This is a genomic window from Pannonibacter anstelovis, assembly GCF_036881715.1.
GTDB classification, from domain to species: domain Bacteria; phylum Pseudomonadota; class Alphaproteobacteria; order Rhizobiales; family Stappiaceae; genus Pannonibacter; species Pannonibacter anstelovis.
In genome coordinates, this window is sequence record NZ_JBAKBF010000014.1 from 112,457 (window position 1) to 126,999 (window position 14,543).

8 protein-coding genes and 1 pseudogene are annotated in these 14,543 nt (G+C 62.9%); 3 read left to right on the forward strand and 6 right to left on the reverse strand.

From position 1 onward, the window contains the following. Nucleotides 1-48: 48 nt before the first annotated feature. The 3 genes and pseudogenes from V6L75_RS18730 to V6L75_RS18735 all read right to left on the reverse strand — a co-directional run bounded on the left by V6L75_RS18730 (nucleotide 49) and on the right by V6L75_RS18735 (nucleotide 5,484). Complete coding sequence (locus tag V6L75_RS18730; protein WP_486651793.1) at nucleotides 49-3,066, reverse strand: AsmA family protein; 3,018 nt, start codon at nucleotides 3,064-3,066, stop codon at nucleotides 49-51. Between the two features lie 279 nt (nucleotides 3,067-3,345). Continuing rightward, nucleotides 3,346-4,020, reverse strand: a pseudogene (locus V6L75_RS21120) (AsmA family protein); the annotation flags it as partial. A gap of 51 nt (nucleotides 4,021-4,071) precedes the next feature. Continuing rightward, nucleotides 4,072-5,484, reverse strand: coding sequence for an FAD-binding oxidoreductase (locus V6L75_RS18735; protein WP_334253002.1), 1,413 nt, complete (start codon nucleotides 5,482-5,484; stop codon nucleotides 4,072-4,074). Nucleotides 5,485-5,733: 249 nt separating this feature from the next. Between V6L75_RS18735 and V6L75_RS18740 the strand changes: the two genes are divergently transcribed. Beyond that, on the forward strand, nucleotides 5,734-7,398 hold the full coding sequence (locus V6L75_RS18740) for a chloride channel protein (RefSeq protein ID WP_334253003.1): 1,665 nt from the start codon (nucleotides 5,734-5,736) through the stop codon (nucleotides 7,396-7,398). Between the two features lie 227 nt (nucleotides 7,399-7,625). Here V6L75_RS18740 and V6L75_RS18745 read toward each other — a convergent pair whose 3' ends face one another. Continuing rightward, nucleotides 7,626-9,440, reverse strand: coding sequence for an aminopeptidase P family protein (locus tag V6L75_RS18745; RefSeq protein ID WP_334253004.1), 1,815 nt, complete (start codon nucleotides 9,438-9,440; stop codon nucleotides 7,626-7,628). 234 nt (nucleotides 9,441-9,674) lie between these two features. Between V6L75_RS18745 and V6L75_RS18750 the strand changes: the two genes are divergently transcribed. Beyond that, nucleotides 9,675-9,896, forward strand: coding sequence for a hypothetical protein (locus V6L75_RS18750; RefSeq protein WP_040678584.1), 222 nt, complete (start codon nucleotides 9,675-9,677; stop codon nucleotides 9,894-9,896). 405 nt (nucleotides 9,897-10,301) lie between these two features. Here V6L75_RS18750 and V6L75_RS18755 read toward each other — a convergent pair whose 3' ends face one another. Together V6L75_RS18755 and V6L75_RS18760 are read right to left on the reverse strand one after the other, a co-directional pair. Continuing rightward, nucleotides 10,302-11,186: a 50S ribosomal protein L11 methyltransferase gene (locus V6L75_RS18755; RefSeq protein WP_334253005.1), complete on the reverse strand. Its 885-nt coding sequence runs from the start codon at nucleotides 11,184-11,186 to the stop codon at nucleotides 10,302-10,304. A 118-nt stretch (nucleotides 11,187-11,304) separates the two neighbouring features. Further along, nucleotides 11,305-13,785 carry an ATP-dependent helicase gene (locus V6L75_RS18760; RefSeq protein WP_334253006.1) on the reverse strand — a complete coding sequence of 827 codons (2,481 nt, stop codon included), beginning with the start codon at nucleotides 13,783-13,785 and terminating at the stop codon, nucleotides 11,305-11,307. A gap of 196 nt (nucleotides 13,786-13,981) precedes the next feature. Here V6L75_RS18760 and V6L75_RS18765 point away from each other — a divergent pair, with 196 nt between their 5' ends. Then, nucleotides 13,982-14,269, forward strand: coding sequence for a GIY-YIG nuclease family protein (locus V6L75_RS18765; RefSeq protein ID WP_334253007.1), 288 nt, complete (start codon nucleotides 13,982-13,984; stop codon nucleotides 14,267-14,269). Nucleotides 14,270-14,543: the final 274 nt, after the last annotated feature.

Sequence of the window (14,543 nt, forward strand, 5' to 3'; positions counted from 1 at the left end):
GCGAAACCTCTGAATTCTCTGAAGATGCTGGGCTCTTACCCGAAAGGATCAGTTGGCAGGTGCCGGATAGGTGACCACGAGGCCGCTGGGCATGGTGACCATCACCGGCTGTGCCGGTTTGGCTTGAGTGCGCGCGGCGGGCCTGCCTGCACCAGCATCAGAGCGCTGTCCCTGCACACGCGGCGCAGCGGGAATTTCCTTCGCCGGCTCCAGAGGCGGCAGCGGCGCCACGCTTCCGGTCGCCGCAGGTTCGCTGGATCCGGCACCATTGCGCCCGGCATTTCCAATGGCGGACTGGATCTTTTCCTCGAAGGTCAGAAGCTCGCCGATTGCATCCCCATTCGCAGGCTGCGGTCCCGCATGAGCGCGCTCACTCCGGGATGGTCCGGTGCTCTGCGCATTTCCGCGCTGCTCAGGTGAAGGAGCGGCTTCAGGGACCTTTTCCGGCTCACGGTCTGACGCGTTTCCAGCAGCAGCCTTTTCCGCAGCCGCCTTCTCTGCAGCGGCTTTTTCTGCAGCAGCCCTCTCGGCAGCAGCCTTTTCAGCCGCCTTATGCTGGTCTTCCGCCTCACGGAAGTACTTCATTTCCCGTGCCAGCCTGTCACGGTCGAGGATGTCGGCCTGCAGGCGCTCCACCCGCTCCACTTCCTTCTCGAAGGCGCGCAGAGTGAGGAAGGCCATTAGCGGGCCAGTGTCGATCCGCCGTTCCGGGTTGCCCAGAGGGCCGGAGAAGATCACGCCTGCCTGCGGTTCAGCCCCGGCGACAGCGTCCTCTCCCGCGTCGGCCTTCAACGAAAGATCTGCCTGTACGGTCCAGTCATTCAGATTGATCTGGCCGGAACCAAGCAGCGCCGCCGCAGTTCCCTCAGCACTGAGATTGCGCAAGCTGATGCGGCCGGCCGCCATCGACAGCGAACCCTCGATGGAAGTGAAAGGCAGCGTGCCCGCGTCCAGCTGGCTGGCGAACAGGCTGCGGATCTTGTCTTCTTCCAGCTGCAGACCGGAGTCCGCAGCACGGATGATGAGGCCGAAGGCTTCCGGGTTCAGCGCCCGCAGCTCACCGTCCTTGAGGGCGACCGTACCGCCGCCACTGAGCCCGGCGGCCATGGCCGCGATGGACCTGCCGCTCGTTTCAAACTGAGCATTCACATCCAGCGTGCCGGTGGCCACGGCCCGGCCAGAGCGCTGCCAGACAAGGCTTTCGGCCTGTGCGCCGGTCAGTTGCAGCGTTCCGGAGAAGCCCGCCTCGCCCGCATTACGGGTCAATGCCACCTGCCCGCTCAGGCTGCCGCCGCCATACCGGGCCTCTAGGCTTTCGAAACGCAGGCTGTCCGGGGCAATTCGCAGCTTCGCGGATACTGTTTCGATGGCCGTCAGATCATCGAGCCACAGTTTCGCAGCCTTGAGATCGAGCCCCAGATCCATATGACCGGCAAAGGGAGCACCAAGCGCCTGCCCCGGCCAGACGCCATTGCCCTCAGCAAGCGCCCATTGATCCGCGCCGAGCATGACTTCCGACAACAGGCGGGCGTCGAGAGACGAAAGGTCCAGCGCGCCGGAGATCCGGTAGAGGCCGTTATCTTCGCCGGGCGTCAGATCGCCCGTCAGCCGTCCAGCCACTGTCACACCGGCCATGGTGCCCTTGATGTCACTCAAGGTGAGCTTGCCGCCCTCGCCCAGAAGATCAAAACGCAGGTCCGCCGTCAGATCCCCCGCCAAGGCAGGCAGAACCTCGCCCGTCATCAGCACAGCAGGAGAAAGGTCCTGTGATTTCAGCGTGACACCGGCTGTGTAGCGCAGCGGCAGGCCATCGCGTGGCAGCTCCAGGTCACCGGTGGCCTCCAGACGGCTCGTTCCCGCCTTCGCATCGAGGCCGAGGGCGAGATTTTCGCCCGGTTGCCCGTTCAGCTTAAGTGCCAGTTCCGCCGCGCCAAGCCCCTCTTCCGAAGCGGCATCAAAGCCGAGCTGGCGCAGCAGCAGCGCCCCTTCAGGCCCGGACATGCTCAAGCTCAAGTTGGCGTCACCCTCGCGCCAGGCATCAATCCGCCCGTCGAAGCGGCTGTCGAGGCCAAGCTTGTTGCCGTTGACTTCGCCGGACAGCACCAGCCGCATCTCGCTGCCATTCCCGGAAGGCTTGGCCTCAATGCGCCCATCCAGCTTCGCCGGCACCAGGTAATCGCCGCCAATCTGCAGCCGGCGGGTCAATTCGCTGTCTGGCGCCGCATTCTCGATGAGGGCATAAAGCCCAGCCAGCGAGCTTGCCTCCAGCGTCGCGTTGAGCGAACCCGAAGGAGCAGTCGTCAGATCCCGGATGGTGCCGATGGCGTCGATGCGCGCACCGGCGAGATCATTGGCAGAAAGCTTCGAGATCTTCAGCTGTTCGCCGTCATATCCGGCTTCCACCGTCAGTGCCTTGCCCTTGATGCCGCGGATCGACACCTCGCGCGCGTGAAGCTTCACGTCAATCTCGGCGCCGGCGACAATCCCGCCCAGCGCGTCGGCGCCCAAGGCGGGCGCAAGCCCGGACAGAAGGTCCAGATCCAGCTTCTCCGCCTCGAGGCCCAGAGCAAACACAGACTTGCCATTGTGCTCGTGGGTGTAGGCAATGGAGCCGGACGCCTTCGCCCCATCGACATCGATGCGGGAGGCCGCAAAGCTGACGCCGCCTCTGCCCGCATCCAGCTTGCCTTCAAGCGCAACCGGCAGGCCGGTGAAAACAAGCCCGTTGTGCCCCTGCAGCCAGCCTGTCAGCAGGCCAGGCTGCGCAGAGTTGAGCACCAGCGTCCCGCTGTAGGCCGGCTCCTCTAGCAAGGACAGGTCGCCTTGGGTGGTCACCTGTGTGCGCCCAGGCAGGAGGCTTGCCAGCCGCAGCACTTTCCAGCCGCCCGTTGCCGTTTCGAGATCCAGCCTCGTCCCCTGAATGATCTCTCCTCCTGCCACGATGGCAGGAAGATCGAGAGAAACCTCGCCTTCAAGAGTGTCAGGCGCCAGCTCGGCAAGACCGGAAAGAAGGCTTTGTCCAGCCGTGCTGATGGACACGGGCTGCTGCGGCCCCTGACCCAGCATCCGGTCCAGATCCAGCTGCCGCGCACCTGCCTTGACGAGGAACCGGCGCGAACCTGCCAGATCCAGATTTCCCTCGCCGGTCAGCGTTACGTGCCGCTCCTCAGACCCATAGCGGAGTTCAAAAGACGGCACGGTGACCGCAGCTGGACCAGCCTTCAAGTCTCCCTGTACCCGCCATTCCTGATCGGCGGGATCATCGGAAGGCACAGATGCAAGCGTGAACCGCCCCTCAAGCTCCGGCGCACCGGCCTTGTCGCTCAACAGTGCATCAACACTTACCTGGGCAGGCGTCAGTGCCGGGGTCAGGTCTGCCTTGATGCGGATCCCGCCACCGGGCTGGCGCTCGCCGGTGGCAAGGCGCAAGGACATGGGCTCGCCATCGCTGGAAAGACTGCCGTCCACCTTGAACGGGCCGTTGAGCGAACGTGCGCTCACCACAACGTTCACGTTCTCGATCTGGTGCGAGCCACCGTCGCGGGCATCGGAGAGCGTCACGCTGCCGTTGTTCACCTCGATCTGGTCGAAGGCGACGTTCTTCGGGTCCACACGGGCAAGGCCCGCCTCGCTGCGCTCCATCAGCCAGTCAAGACGCCCCTCCTCATCGAGCGCAAGATTGACCTGCGGCCGGTCAAGCCGCATTTCCACGACGCGGATCTCGCCTTTGAGCAGGGACGGCAGTTCAACCCGCATCTGGAAGCGGGAGACAGACAGCAGCGGGTTTTCCGCATCCCCCACCCGCACATCGGTGAAGGTGAGCGCCGGAGCAGGCAAAAGACTCATGTCCGCCTTGCCCAGCACCGTCACCTTGTGGCCCAGCGCCTCACCAGCATAGCGCTCGAAGGTCGAACGGTACGCTGTCCAGTCAACAAAGAGAGGCCCCACCAGCGCCGCCAGAAGCGCCAGGATGATAGCCACACCCGCCGTGATATAGACCGAATTCAGCGTCATTCTCCTCTTGCCTCGGCGCTTGTTGCCTGGGCTCCTGTTGCTCGAAGCAGCCTGCCGTTACACGAGCACGATCTTACCCGGATTCATGATGTTATCCGGATCGAGGGCAATTTTAAGGGTACGCATCACATCCAGTGCGTCTCCATGCTCTTTTTTCAGATATTTCATCTTGCCCTGCCCCACACCATGCTCGCCGGTGCAGGTGCCGCCCATTTCGATGGCCCGCCAGTTCATTTGCTCGATGAAGGCCTCGCTTTCAGCCAGCTCCTTCGGGTCGTTGACGTCCACCAGAACCAGCGTATGGAAATTGCCGTCACCCACATGGCCGACGATCGGCGCCAGCAGCCCGCGCCGCTCGATATCCGCCACCGTCTCGGCCACGCATTCGGCAAGGCGGGAGATGGGCACACAGACATCCGTTGACACCGCCTTGGAGCCGGGGCGCAGGCCCTGTGCTGCAAAATAGGCATTGTGGCGCGCAGTCCAGAGCTTTGTGCGCTCCTCGGCTTGTGCCGACCAGCGGAAAGTGCCGCCGCCGCAATCGGCCGCAATCGACTCGAAGAGTTCTGCCTGTTCCTTCACACCCGCAGCCGTGCCATGGAATTCAAGGAACAGCGTCGGCGTTTCTTCAAGGTCCAGCTTCGAATACGCGTTGCAGGCCCGCACCTGCATCTTGTCCAGAAGCTCGATCCGCGCCACGGGAATGCCGGACTGAATGGTCATGATCACCGCGTTGCAGGCCGATTCCACATCCGGGAAGGGGCAGACACCGCCTGAAATGGCTTCCGGCTGGCCGAAGAGCCGCAGGGTGATTTCGGTGATGACGCCCAGCGTGCCCTCCGAGCCAACGAAAAGCCGGGTCAGATCATAGCCTGCGGAAGATTTGCGCGCCCGGCCGCCCGTGCGGATGATGCGGCCATCGGCCGTCACCACAGTTAGGCCCAGCACCACATCCTTCATGGTGCCGTAGCGCACCGCATTGGTGCCCGATGCACGGGTTGCCGTCATACCCCCAATGCTTGCATCCGCGCCCGGATCAATCGGGAAGAACAGGCCCGTGTCACGGATATAGGCATTCAACTGCGTTCGCGTCACGCCCGCCTGCACCACGCAGTCGAGGTCTTCCGCATTCACTTCCAGAATGCTGTTCATGCGGCTGACGTCGATGGAGACGCCTCCGCCCGGCGCGTTGACGTGGCCTTCCAGTGACGAGCCGGTGCCAAAGGGGATGACCGGCACCTTGTGCTGGGCACAAACCCGGACAATTTCCGCCACTTCTTCCGTCGTCTGAGCAAACACCACAACATCAGGGGCCTGATTCGGCAGCCAGGTGGTGGTGTGGCCGTGCTGCTCACAAACGGCTGCGGAAGTGAGGCACCGCTCACCGAAACGGGAAGAAAGCGCCGCTTTCACCGCGGCAATGCCGTCCTCGTTGCGTTTCACCTGAACCTGCATGGCCGCCAGAGACATGGCGCATCTCCTCATCCTTTGATGAAGGCCTTGGTTTCCGGCCCTCTTATGCTGGCGCACACTATCAAAGATGCCCCGCCACCCAAAGCTGTCTTGTGGGCAAGTCCCGGTTCTGTTGTCTTTTCCGGCCAGTGCCCGGAGAGGCTGCTGCAAACAAGAGGTCCTGTTCAGAATAGAACTCCTGTAAGAAGAGAACGCGTGGCCAGTGGCCGCAGCGCCTGCCTTCCAGGATGTAGAGAGCATCACACCATGGCCCAAGGCCCCACTCCGCTGTTTTCCCTCAAGATCCCAATCAAGACCGGAGTTGCGGCCATCGCCGCCGAATTGCGGCTGAACATCCGGCATTTCCGCCACAGCAAGGCGCCGCTCATCTGGATGCTGGCCCTGTTCATCGGCGCAGTCGTCTCCTGGGCAGCCATTCTCTTCCGCGAGACCATTGGCCTCGTTCAGATACTCTGGCTGGGAACTTCCAGCGAGGCGGTGGTGACCGCCGCTGCCCAGGTGCCCTGGTATGTGGTGCTGCTCGCCCCTGCGGCAGGCGGGCTGGTGGTAGGGGTTCTGCTGCAATTCGTCCAGCCGATGCAGAGGGCCTGCAGTGTAGCCGATGTAATCGAGGCGCGCGCCAGTGCCGGCCGCAGCCTGCGCTTCTGGCCGGGCATGTCTTCCGCGTTGATTGCCGCGCTCTCGCTCGGCTCAGGCGCCAGCGCCGGGCGCGAGGGGCCGATGGTGCATCTGGGCGCCACCATCGCCACCAGCCTGGGCCGCCTGTTCAGTTTACCGGACTCATCGCGCAGGATGCTACTGGCCTGCGGTGTCGCCAGCGCTGTCTCCGCCTCGTTCAATGCCCCCATTGCCGGCGTGCTTTTCGCCCATGAGGTCATTCTCGGGCACTATGCCCTCTCGGCCCTTCCGCCTGTCGCCGTCGCCGCCGTCACCGGCACCGTGTTCTCCCGGCTGTGGTTCGGTGACGTGGCCGCCTTCGTCATCCCTGCCTATCAGATCACCTCCTACTGGGAGTTTCCCGCCTTCGCGCTTCTGGGGCTAGCCTGCGCAATCGTCTCCATCCTGTTCCAGTTTGCTCTGACCGGTACGGACTGGGTGGCGCGGAACATTCCCCTGCCGCTATGGCTGCGCCCGGTCACGGGCGGACTTGCCATCGGGGCCATCGCGCTGATGTTTCCCCATGTGCTGGGCGTTGGCTACGAGGCAACCGATGAAGCGCTGAAGAGCCAGCTTCCTCTGACGCTTCTGCTTGCCCTGCTCGTTGCCAAGACGGCGGCAACCGCCATCACCCTTGCCTCCCGCTTTGGTGGCGGCGTGTTCTCACCTGCGCTCTATCTGGGCGCCATGACGGGCGGAGCCTTCGGCATCATGGCCGCCGCCGCCGTACCGGACATGGCCTCCAGCGGCGGGCTCTATGCCATTCTCGGCATGGGTGCAGTTGCGGCGTCGGTTCTGGGCGCGCCCGTCTCTACCACCATGATCGTCTTCGAGCTGACTGGCGGCTACGGCCTTTCTATGGCGCTGCTGCTCTGCGTCTCCATTGCCACCGGTATCACCCAGGCCGTGCACGGGCGCTCTTTCTTCCAGTGGCAACTTGAGATGCGCGGTGTGCCACTGAAAGACGGGCTGCACAGGATGCTGGCGCGGGAGGTACGGGTGGATGACTTCATGATACCTCTGGCTCCCGGAGACACCGGAGATCATGATCCGCTGACGCCGGAAACGCCCGTACTTTTCACGGACGAGCCGCTCGACAAGGCCTTGAGACGATTCGATGAAACAGGCCAGACCAGGCTTCCCGTGGTGCGCCGCTCAGCCCCGCTTGTGCCAGTCGCCACAGCCCTGCATGTGGATGCGCTGGGGCATTACAATGCCGTGCTGATTAAAGCGGCGGAAGAAGAACACCGGTAAAGGCCATATTTTTCAGGGCGTTAAACAGAGCGCCGGAATCAAGTCGCCAGGCAGGGACAGCACCGTCTCAACGGCTTGATTCAATGTGTGAGGAGCTGGAGCGGACGTGCTCCGGGCAGCCAGTACCCCCTGTGGCCAGACTGCCAGGACAGGGAATACTGGTTTCCCGCCTTTGCGGGTATGACGCTGAGCAAGCCGTGAGTTGCTCACCGCCCCCCGCAGCCGGATCAGACAGGCTCCGTCGCCTGCTCTAGCCAGATGCGCGTCTTGCCATCGAGATGCGGACCGACTTCGTGGCGGACGCGGGCGTGATAGGCGTTGAGCCAGTTGCGCTCGGGCACAGTCAGCAGGTCTACATCCACCAGCCGGCGGTCGATGGGCGCCAGTGTCAACGGCTCGAAGCCCAGCATGGGCCGCTCGCCACCGGGAATGTCCCGCGCTTCCGTCACCAGCTCCAGATTCTCGATGCGGATGCCGTATTCCCCGGCCGGATAATAGCCCGGCTCGTTGGACAGGATCATGCCCGGCTTCAGTGGCTGGTTGCCCGTCTTGGCAATGCGCTGCGGCCCTTCGTGGACGGAGAGATATGCCCCGACGCCGTGGCCGGTGCCGTGGTCATAATCAAGGCCCGCCTGCCACAGGGCGATGCGCGCCAGCGTATCAAGCTGCGCGCCCGTCGTGCCTTCCGGGAAGCGGGCCGTGGCAATGGCAATATGGCCCTTCAGCACCAGCGTGAAGTGGCGCTTCATCTCCGCCGTCATCTCACCCACCGCGATGGTGCGGGTGATATCCGTCGTACCGTCCTCATACTGTCCGCCGGAATCGATCAGGAACGGGCGGTTCAGCGGGATTGGCAGATTGCTCTCCCGGTTCACCCGGTAATGGCAGATCGCCCCGTTAGGCCCCGCACCCGAAATGGTGTCGAAGGAGATGTCCTTCAGGACGCCCGTCGCAGCACGGAAGGCTTCCAGTTTTTCCGCAGCCCCGATTTCGTCCAGCGTGCCCTTGGGCGCTTCTTCGTCCAGCCAGCACAGGAACCGGCAATAGGCCGCCGCATCGCGCAGATGCGCCGCTTTGGCCCCTGCGATCTCCGCGGCATTCTTGATGGCCTTGGGCAGCAGAACGGGATCGGCAGCCTCAACCAGCTTGCCGCCCGCCTCCGTGATCCTTGTGGCAATGGCCTCGCCAGCAAGATCAGGGTCGACCATCACCGTCAGCCCCTCCTTGCCAAGGCTTTCCAGCGCGGGCAGGAACTGATGCGGTTCTGCGATATCGGCATAGGCCGAAAGCTCGTTGCGGACCTCGTTGGAGAGCTTGCGCCCGTCGATGAACAACACGGATGGCTGCGCGGCCTGCAGCACGGCAAAGGACAGCGGCAGCGGCGTGTGGGACACATCAGACCCGCGAATGTTGAAGAGCCAGGCAATGGAATCGGGCTGGGTGATCACCACCGCGTCGGCACCGCGCTCCACGACAGAGCCCATCACGCGGCCAATCTTGTCCGCAACGGCCTCGCCAGCAAGCTTGAGCGGATAGAGCGAAACCGCGCCCAGCGGCGCCTCTGGACGGTCTTCCCAAACCGCATCAACTGGATTTGTCTCGACAGCCACCAGTTCAGCACCTGCCTTGGCGCAGACTTCGCGCAGGCGGCGGGTTGCGTTGAGCGTATGCAGCATCGGGTCAAAGCCCAGCTTCATGCCCTTGGAAAGATTCGCCTCGATCCACTTCAGCGGAGGCTCGTTGATGAGATGCAGCGGGGTGAAGACCTCGCAGTCCACCTGCTCGCGCACCTGCAGCGTATAGCGGCCATCCACAAAGATAGCCGCCTTGCTGCCCAGAACGGCGGCCACGCCTGCCGAGCCGCCAAAGCCGGTCAGCCACTGCAGGCGGCAGTCGCAGGGCGGAACATACTCGCCCTGATGCGCGTCGGCGCGGGGGATGAGGAAACCGTCGAGGCCACGGCGGGCAAGCTCTGCCTGAAGGGCCTGAAGCCGCGGACGGCCAACGGAAGGATCGGTGGGGGTGTCAAAAGTCTGGAACATGGAGCGGAGCCTAAACCCGCCGCAGCGGCCAGACAATCTCAAAGGCACCACCCGTCCACATGCAGCAAGGTTAAAAAGCCGTTTCCCTTCGCACTGCGGTATAGTCTTTTCGCACATGCAATAAACGCAAGGCAGTCATGCGGTTCCATGTCTTTTCGCAATGGCCGGATGAGGCCATATTCAACCCGTGACGAGGGAGGAACCTAGCCACACTGAATTGATGGAGAAATCCAAATGGCACTTTCGACTGTTACCTCCACGATGATCGCCGCTGATCGCCGTTCGTCCCGCAGCATCATCCGCCGCGCTTTCGACCACATGGTCGCCGCGCGTGAAAAGCAGGCCCTGCGTTATGTCAACGGCTACCTGCTGTCGCTGGACGATGCCACGCTGGCAGCTTACGGCTACGATCGCGAAGAACTGCGCCGCCAGGGTTCGCTCACCAGCGCGATCTGAGACGGAACCATATCGCAGCCGCGGCGGAGCAATCCGCCGCCCGGACTGCGGGATGACAAGGCTCCTCCGGGGGCCTTTTTCCGTTTTGGGGCAATGGCTTGTGGCACATGGCGGAATCAGAGGGGCAGCGAGTTGAATCAGAATGCTGGCGAATGACGGAGAAGGCAGGGAGTTGCCCTTCCTGACATCCTCCACTGTCGTCTTCCCGGACGAGAGCGAAGCCGAGATCCGGGACCGGTGAGCCAAGGTCTCCCGGCTATCGCCTTTAAGTGCAAACCAACTTGCACCCCGGCTCACCGGTCCCGGCTCGCGCTGCGTTTGGCCGGGATGACGATGGAGAGTGCCTGTTGTTTGCCGAACGATGAGGCAGGCACAGGGCCCGCCTCATCCTCATCCGATCTGCCCTCAGCCGCGTCCGCGCGTCAGGGTCAGGGTGATCCAGCCGTTCTTTTCAAAACGCCGCACAAGGCGGAAGCCTTGCGTGCCATAGGCGAAGAGGATGCGCGGGCCGTCCTCGATTCGCAGGCCCGAGAGCACCAGCGTGGCATCGCCGGTCATGCGGGCCGAGATGCTTTTTGCCATCTGCATCAGCGGACGGGCCAGAATGTTGGCAATCACCAGATCAAACGGACCATATTCGGCAAAGCGCCGGTCTTCCACGCCAGCCGCCGTAAAGGTGCGCACGAAATTGCCCACACCGTTCAGCACCGCGTTTTCAGCTGCCGTCTGCGTTGCCACCGGATCAATGTCGCTGGCAATCACCTGCTGGCGCGAGAGCTTGGCCGCAGCAATGGCCAGAACGCCGGTACCGGTGCCGATATCGAGGATCTTGTCGAACCGCCAATGGCTGAGCAGTCGGCTGATCTCGCGCAAGCAGCCTTCCGTGGTGGCGTGGTGCCCGGTGCCAAAGGCAAGCGCGGCCTCGATTTCGATGCCGATGCTGCCCGCTGGCACAGTGCCCCGGTCATGGCTGCCGTGGATGAGGAAACGCCCGGCCGGCACGGGAGCAAGCCCCTCAAGGCTCTTCTCCACCCAGTTCAGGTCTTCCAGCACCTCGGCTTCAACCGGCGCGGCAAAGGCATCAGCCCCCACCCGGTCCTTCAGCTCATCGGCAGCTTCGTCCGGCTCCATGCCGAACATGAGGATTTCGACCGCCCAGACCGAGCCGTCCGGCACGAATTCATAGACCGTGACCGGGTTGCCATCGTCCTCATAGGCCTGTTCCACGATCCCGTAGATACGCTTGGCTTCCAGTTCGGCGGCACAGATCCGCACTCTCACAGTCTGCATGAAATCCTCGGCAGCTTGGCAATGACGTGGCCGATATAGCCCCAGCGGCCCCAAACAGCCAGCCTATTCGGGCGGCAGTAGCCTGAAGACCGCAGGAAACCAGCGTGCGGCCCTGCGCTTAATGCCGCTCGACGAAGCTGTCGATCACCCGCTTTTCACCGGCCTTCTCGAAATCGATGGTCAGCTTGTTGCCCTCGATGGCCCGGATCGCGCCATAGCCGAACTTGATGTGGAACACCCGTTCGCCGATCTCGAACTCCGACGGCTTGTCCGCCACGGAGCGGGCTACCAGTTCGCCCTCGATGGTCAGCGGACCTTGCGCCCGGCTGCGGGCAGAGCGCATGTCGCCGCGCCGCCCGTAATCCTCCCCACCAGCACGCGCCTTCTGCGCCCGCTGCCAGCCCGGCGTCGAATAGGTGTTCTGGAAGGCATCGCGGCTGTCGAAGCGTGACACGCCGTAGCTGTTGCCCCCGCCATAGCCACCGCCGCTGTAGCCGCCATAGCGGCTGGAGCTTTCGACGACTTCCACATGATCCTCCGGCAGCTCATCCAGAAACCGCGAGGGAATGCTCGACTGCCATGAGCCATGAATGCGCCTGTTGGAGGCAAACCAGATCTTCGCCCTCTGCCGTGCCCGGGTGATGCCCACATAGGCAAGCCGCCGCTCTTCCTCCAGTCCGGCACGGCCGCCATCGTCCAGCGCCCGCTGATGCGGAAAGAGGCCTTCTTCCCACCCCGGCAGGAACACCGTGTCAAACTCCAGCCCCTTGGCCGAATGCAGCGTCATGATCGAGACGGCATCGGCCGCGTCGGCCGAATCCCGGTCCATCACGAGGGCGATATGCTCGAGGAACCCTGGCAGAGACTCGAACTCTTCCATGGAGCGGATGAGTTCCTTGAGGTTGTCGAGCCGGCCCGGCGCCTCGGCGGACTTGTCCTGCCGCCACATGGCCGTGTAGCCGCTTTCGTCCAGAATGATTTCCGCCAGTTCCGAATGCTTGACGCGGGTGAGCTGCGCCCGCCAGCGGTCCAGATCAGCCAGCAGATCCGTGAGCGCCTTGCGCGCCTTGGGCTTGATCTCTTCCGTGCGGCACAGCTGCGTTGCAGCCTCGATCAGCGGAATGCGCTGCGACCGGGCCAATTCATGCACGATCTTCAGCGTCGCCTCGCCAAGGCCACGCTTGGGTGTGTTGACGATGCGCTCGAACGCCAGATCATCGGCTGGCTGCACCACGCAGCGGAAATAGGCCATGGCATCGCGGATTTCGAGCCGTTCATAGAAACGCGGGCCGCCAATGACGCGGTAATTCAGCCCCAGCGTGATGAACCGGTCTTCAAACTCGCGCATCTGGAAGGACGCACGCACCAGAATGGCGATCTGGTTGAGCGAATGCCCCTTGCCCTGCAGCGCCTCGATTTCATCACCGATGGAGCGCGCCTCTTCCTCCGAATCCCACGCAGAGGCGACCGTGACGGCTTCAGCTTCCGGGTCCTTGTCATCGGTGAAGAGCGTCTTGCCAAGCCGCCCCTCATTGTGGGCAATCAGATGCGAGGCCGCGCCGAGAATATGAGCCGTGGAGCGGTAGTTCCGCTCCAGCCGGATGACGAGCGCGCCGGGAAAATCGTGTTCAAAGCGCAGGATATTGTCCACCTCCGCTCCGCGCCAGCCATAGATCGACTGGTCGTCGTCACCCACGCAGCAGATGTTGGCATTGCCCTGCGCCAGCAGCCGCAGCCACAGATACTGGGCAATGTTGGTGTCCTGATACTCATCCACCAGCATGTAGCGGAAGCGGCGCTGATAGTCCTTCAGCACATCTGGCTGGGTCTTGAACAGGGTGATGCAGTGCAGCAGCAGGTCACCGAAATCCGCCGCATTGAGCACGGACAGACGGTCCTGATACTCCTCGTAAAGCTTGCGCCCCTTGCCATTGCCGAAGGAACGCGCCTCGCCTTCCGGAATGTCCCTCGGCGTCAAGCCACGGTTCTTCCAGCTGTCCACCTGCGCGGCGAACATGCGCGCCGTCCAGCGCTTTTCATCCAGCCCCTCGGCCTGAATGACCTGCTTCATCAGGCGCAGCTGGTCGTCGGTATCGAGGATGGTGAAGCTGCTCTTGAGGCCAACAAGCTCTGCATGGCGGCGCAGGATCTTCACGCAGATGGAGTGGAACGTGCCCAGCCAGGCCATGCCCTCGACGCCCTCGCCCACATAACGGGCGATGCGCTCCTTCATCTCGCGCGCCGCCTTGTTGGTGAAGGTCACCGCAAGGATCTGCGAGGGATAGGCCCGGCCGCTTGCCAGAATATGCGCGATGCGTGTGGTCAGAACACGGGTTTTGCCGGTGCCAGCTCCTGCCAGCACCAGAACCGGGCCATCGGCGCTTTCCACCGCCAGCCGCTGTTCCGGATTGAGGCCTTCGAAATATTCCGGGGCCCCGCCCTGCTGGCCAGCTCCCTGCCTTGCGGCCAAAGCCCGTGCGGCAATGCCGCCCCCCTGCGGCTTGTGGGCCGCAACAGGAGCTGCCCCCGGCGCAAACCCGGCATCATACTCAGCGTCAATATCGCTCCAGTCGTCGGAAAAACCGGGAGGCACAGTCATTCATCCAGCCAGGGTTCGGGTGCTTGTCATGGAGAACAATATAGCAACAATCGCGGCAAGAGCGAGGCTTTGAGCGGAATATATCGGGGGAAAGGGCGGGCAGGAACTGCGGCGCCGGGCCATACGGCCAGAATATCGATTGTGTCTTTTAAAAACATCTCCTCATGATTGCCGAGGAGTACAGGATCGAGAAGACATGCCATTCTATGTCTACATCACAGCCAGCCGGATGAATGGCACCTTGTACACCGGGGTAACGAATGATCTTGCCCGCCGCATTCACGAGCACCGGACTGGCATCGGCTCAGCGTTCTGTAAAAAACACGGCACAATTCTGCTGGTCTATTACGAAACATTTGAAGATCCTCAGGCAGCGATCAGCACAGAGAAAAGGATCAAACGCTGGCAGCGCAGTTGGAAAATTCAGCTGATCGAGCGCTTCAATCCCGGCTGGAAGGATCTTTATCTGACGCTCAACGAGTGACAGCACCGGAGTATCCGCCACGTCTATCACTTCAACAGGAAGCACGGCCCCACCACACACTCCGCGTCGCCCCGGGCGGAGCGGAGCGCAGACCCGGGGTCCAACCACTCCCAGAGCGGAGCGCCTGCGGCAGAGTGGACAGGCTTGCGCAAAATCCCGCTGCTGCAGCACTCAGGAATACGGCATCTCTCTGCAAGCGAGTGGGCCCCTGTGTATCGAAAGTCTGTCATTGTGATTGCGGGACGGAGGCCGTTGGGCCCCTGATCTTGAAGAC

Coding starts and splice junctions, on each gene's coding strand:
- V6L75_RS18730 (WP_486651793.1), bottom strand. CDS start 3,066: ATGCTGGGTCAGGGGCCGCAGCAGCCCGTGTCCATCAGCACGGCTGGA.
- V6L75_RS18735 (WP_334253002.1), bottom strand. CDS start 5,484: ATGTCTCTGGCGGCCATGCAGGTTCAGGTGAAACGCAACGAGGACGGC.
- V6L75_RS18740 (WP_334253003.1), top strand. CDS start 5,734: ATGGCCCAAGGCCCCACTCCGCTGTTTTCCCTCAAGATCCCAATCAAG.
- V6L75_RS18745 (WP_334253004.1), bottom strand. CDS start 9,440: ATGTTCCAGACTTTTGACACCCCCACCGATCCTTCCGTTGGCCGTCCG.
- V6L75_RS18750 (WP_040678584.1), top strand. CDS start 9,675: ATGGCACTTTCGACTGTTACCTCCACGATGATCGCCGCTGATCGCCGT.
- V6L75_RS18755 (WP_334253005.1), bottom strand. CDS start 11,186: ATGCAGACTGTGAGAGTGCGGATCTGTGCCGCCGAACTGGAAGCCAAG.
- V6L75_RS18760 (WP_334253006.1), bottom strand. CDS start 13,785: ATGACTGTGCCTCCCGGTTTTTCCGACGACTGGAGCGATATTGACGCT.
- V6L75_RS18765 (WP_334253007.1), top strand. CDS start 13,982: ATGCCATTCTATGTCTACATCACAGCCAGCCGGATGAATGGCACCTTG.